This is a genomic window from Halomonas sp. PBN3 (assembly GCF_000475415.1).
GTDB classification, from domain to species: Bacteria; Pseudomonadota; Gammaproteobacteria; order Pseudomonadales; family Halomonadaceae; genus Halomonas; species Halomonas shengliensis.
In genome coordinates, this window is sequence record NZ_AXCA01000040.1 from 1 (window position 1) to 4,024 (window position 4,024).

Here is a 4,024-nt window from a genome sequence, read left to right on the forward strand (position 1 = left end):
TGTCATGGCGGCTGTGTCGGCTAATTCTTGGTTAGGCTCTTGAATTATAACCGATTTTCAGCCGCTTTTTTCATGCCTGGTGCAATATTCGGGCTAGCCGGGCAACACCTCGAGGCTCCCCAGGAGGCCCCCAGCTGCCACCATGGCCATGATACGAGTTCTCTCGTCGGTGCCCTGCCGCACGTGACGCAGCAGGACATCAAATTCGCTACCGTTCCTCCCTCCTTGGGCGGTATGGACCCGGCACCTCGGATACTCGCCAGCAGCGGTGTCCCGCAAGCTCTGCCCGACCCTTCTCCGGTTCCCGTCTATCTGCTGACACAACGTTTCAGATCCTGAGCCCTGGGTAATTCTCCTCACACCTAGTTACTGTTACATGGGATTGACCTCTGTGCAGCACGTAGCCGAATAATGTCAGCAAAGGGCCTGAATGGGCCCAACAGCTCGCTAGGAGAAGGATCATGGAAATTCGCAAGCATACTCTCGCTCTCGGACTCGCCCTGGCACTCGGTGCCAGTGGTAGCGGCATCGCTCTCGCCCAGAGCATGCCGACCAATCAGCCCAATCAGGGTAGCGGCATGACGGGCGGCAGCGGCGGCCAAGGCGGCATGGGCCCTGACATGATGGGCGGAATGATGGGCGGCGGCCAGGGCGACATGGGGCCCGGCATGATGGGGGGAATGATGAGTGGCGGCCAGGGCGGCATGGGGCCCGGCATGATGAAAGGCATGATGGGTGGCGGGATGATGACCTGCCCGATGATGGGAGGCGCCGGCATGGGCATGATGCGGGAGGTGCTCGACCCGGAGCAGCACGACGAGATGCGCGCGCTGATGCAGGAGCATCGCCCCGCCCAGTTCGAGCGCATGGGCCGCCTGATGAACCTACGCGAGGACCTGATGGCGGAGATGCGCGGCGAGCGCCCCGATCCTGAGGAGGTCCAGGCCCTGCACGGTCGGATGGCCGAGCTTCACGGCGAGATGATGGCCGAGAGGGTGCGTCTGGAAAATACCATGAACGACCTGCTCACCGACGAGCAACGCCAGCAGCTTCAGCAGGCCACCCCTGAGAGTGACGTCGACCCCGAGGACCACGAGGCCCATCACTGACCGGGAGTGTCACAGACTCAGGCAACAGGACGGCCATTGTTGGCCGTCCACTCGGCAACGCCCGCAGGAGACAAGCGATGAGCGACTCGCCCCCCAGCACGATCACCCTGACGGTCCCCGGCATGGGCAGTGACCACTGTGCCGGCATCGTGCGCAAGACGCTCGAACGCCTCGATGGTGTGGGCGAGATCCAGACCAATATCGCCAACCACCATGTCAGCGTGACCATTGAAACAGGCGGGCCCAACGGCGACACCTTGAAAGATGCCGTCGAGGGCGCCGGCTATGACGTGGCCGCCGTCAGTGGTGGTACCGGCATGCAACAGGTCCGCCTGACAGTTCCCGGCATGGGCTCGGACCACTGCGCCGGCATCATCCGCAGTACCCTGGAGCGGCTCGAGGGTATCGAATCAATCGACACCAATATCGCCAGCCACCGTGTGGCGGTGACCGTCGCCCGGGATGGCCCCGATGGTGAGGCGATCAAGCGCGCCGTGGAAGGGGCCGGCTATGATGTGGCCGCCGTGCAGGCCGATGAGGCGGAGGATGCCGACAGCGACGCCGAGATCGAGGAGGCCTATCTTTCCCAGGCCCGCAAGCGGCTGATCATCGCCGCGGTCCCCACCACCCTGATCATGCTGCTGATGATGCCGCACATGTTCTGGCAGCCGATTCCCGGCTACCTGGCCATCATCGCCGTGCTGGCCTTCCCGGTGGTGTTTCTCCATGGCGGTATTGCCACCCACAAGTCGACCTGGCGCTCGCTGAAGAACGGCACCTTCAACATGGACGTGCTGATTTCCATGGGCAGCCTGCCGCCCTACCTGATCGGCCTAGTCGGCTTCGTCTACCCCATGACCTCATTCATCGAGATGGCCGCCACCATCATGACCTTCCACCTGCTGGGCCGTTACCTGGAGGCACTCGCCAAGGGACGCGCCTCCCAGGCCATCCGCCGCCTGATGACCCTGGGTGCCAAGACAGCACGCGTCGAGCGCGATGGCGAGGAAGTCGAGGTGGCGGTGAAGGAGCTGGCCCCGGGCGACATCATGGTCGTGCGCCCCGGCGACAAGATCCCCACCGACGGCGAGGTGGTCGAGGGCGAGAGCCATCTCGACGAGTCCATCGCCACCGGCGAGTCGATACCGGTCTACAAGAGCACCGGGGACAGCGTGATCGGTGCCACCATCAACAAGGAGGGACGCTTGCGGGTCAAGGCGACCCGCGTCGGCGGCGATACCTTCCTCGCCCAGGTGGTGCGGCTGATCGACCAGGCTCAGGGCTCGCGGGTACCGATCCAGGAATTCGCCGATCGCATGACCGGCCGCTTCGTACCGGCGGTGCTGGCCATCGCCCTGGCCAGCCTGATTGCCTGGGCACTGTTCCCGGATGCCCTGCGACCGATACTCGACTGGGGTGCGACCTTCCTGCCCTGGGTGAACCCCGAGGCCGCCACGCCGGTGCTGGCGATTCTCGCCGCCATCGCCGTGCTGGTCATCGCCTGTCCCTGCGCCCTGGGCCTTGCCACCCCCACGGCGCTGATGGTCGGCTCCGGTATCGGTGCCGAGCGTGGCATCCTGATCCGTTCCGGCGAAGCGATCCAGACCTTCAAGGACGTCAAGGTGATGGTGCTCGACAAGACCGGAACCATCACCCGCGGCGAACCAAAACTCACCGAGGCCGTCGCCGCCGAAGGCGTCGACGAAAACCGCCTGCTGACCCTGGCGGCGAGCGTGGAGAACGCCTCGGAGCACCCCATCGCTCGGGCCATCGTCGATGGTGCCCGGGAGCGCGATGTAAAACCCGGCGAGGTCAGCGAGTTCCGCTCCACCGGCGCCCGTGGCGTGTCGGGCCGGGTCGGCAACGAAAGCGTGCTGATCGGCAATCGCCGGTTGCTGGAAGAGGAAGGCGTGACCGGCCTCGAGGCCCTGGATGACGCCATGGGCGAGCTCGAGGGCAAGGGCCGCACCGTGGTGATCGTCGCCGCCGACGGCCAGGCGCTCGGCTTGGTGGCAGTGGCCGACACCCTCAAGCAGGAGTCGGTGGAGGCCATCCGCGGCATGCATGATCTCGGTCTGCACGTGGTGATGATCACCGGCGACAATGAACGCGCCGCCCGCGCCGTGGCCGACGAGGTGGGCATCGACGAGGTCCAGGCCGGCGTGCTGCCGGAAGGCAAGGTTGATGCCATCCGCGCGCTGCAGGAACAACACGGCAACCACGTGGCCATGGTCGGCGACGGCATCAACGACGCCGCAGCACTGAAGCAGGCCAACGTGGGCATCGCCATCGGTGCCGGGGCCGACGTGGCCATCGAGGCGGCGGACGTGACCCTGGTACGCGGCGAGCTCACCGCCGTGGTGGACGCCATGCACCTCTCGCGTGCCACCTTCGGCAAGATCGTCCAGAACCTGATCTGGGCCAGCGCCTATAACGTGGCCGCCATCCCCATCGCCGCCATAGGCCTGTTGCACCCGATGATCGGCGTCATCGCCATGACCACCAGCTCCCTCTCGGTGATCGGCAACTCGCTGCTGCTCAAGCGGCGTTACGCCCGTGAGCAGCCCCGCGGAGAGCCTTCCACTGCCACCCCATCGGTCCAAGCCAAAGGCGACCGCTCATGAAACGACCAGAATCCACCAAGCCCCCCTCGGGAGAGGCCGAATCACAGAAAGAGCCGTCTTCCCCTACCGGGGCACTCCATAAATGGATGATGACCGCCTGCGTGGTGCTGATGGGAGGCGCCGTGCTGCTGTTCATGTGGGGCGGGCAATCACTGAGCAGCGGCGCCTGGCTGCTGCTGCCCCTGGCCCTCTGTCTCGGCATGCACTTCCTGATGCACCGTCATGTCGGGCATGATCAGCGCGACCGAGATGAATAGCAGATATAAAAAAGGGTAAGCGGATTAAATGGTT

3 protein-coding genes are annotated in these 4,024 nt (G+C 64.9%); all 3 read left to right on the forward strand.

The window, feature by feature from the left end:
* Positions 1-461: 461 nt before the first annotated feature.
* Positions 462-1,109: a Spy/CpxP family protein refolding chaperone gene (locus Q673_RS21945; protein WP_023004785.1), complete on the forward strand. Its 648-nt coding sequence runs from the start codon at positions 462-464 to the stop codon at positions 1,107-1,109.
* 77 nt (positions 1,110-1,186) lie between these two features.
* Positions 1,187-3,733 (forward strand): heavy metal translocating P-type ATPase, encoded by a 2,547-nt coding sequence (locus tag Q673_RS21950; RefSeq protein ID WP_023004786.1) that lies wholly within the window; start codon positions 1,187-1,189, stop codon positions 3,731-3,733.
* Positions 3,730-3,990: a hypothetical protein gene (locus tag Q673_RS36805; protein ID WP_200861389.1), complete on the forward strand. Its 261-nt coding sequence runs from the start codon at positions 3,730-3,732 to the stop codon at positions 3,988-3,990. Before Q673_RS21950 ends, Q673_RS36805 begins: the two co-directional genes overlap by 4 nt.
* The last annotated feature ends 34 nt before the right edge of the window (positions 3,991-4,024 follow it).

Coding starts and splice junctions, on each gene's coding strand:
- Q673_RS21950 (WP_023004786.1), top strand. CDS start 1,187: ATGAGCGACTCGCCCCCCAGCACGATCACCCTGACGGTCCCCGGCATG.
- Q673_RS21945 (WP_023004785.1), top strand. CDS start 462: ATGGAAATTCGCAAGCATACTCTCGCTCTCGGACTCGCCCTGGCACTC.
- Q673_RS36805 (WP_200861389.1), top strand. CDS start 3,730: ATGAAACGACCAGAATCCACCAAGCCCCCCTCGGGAGAGGCCGAATCA.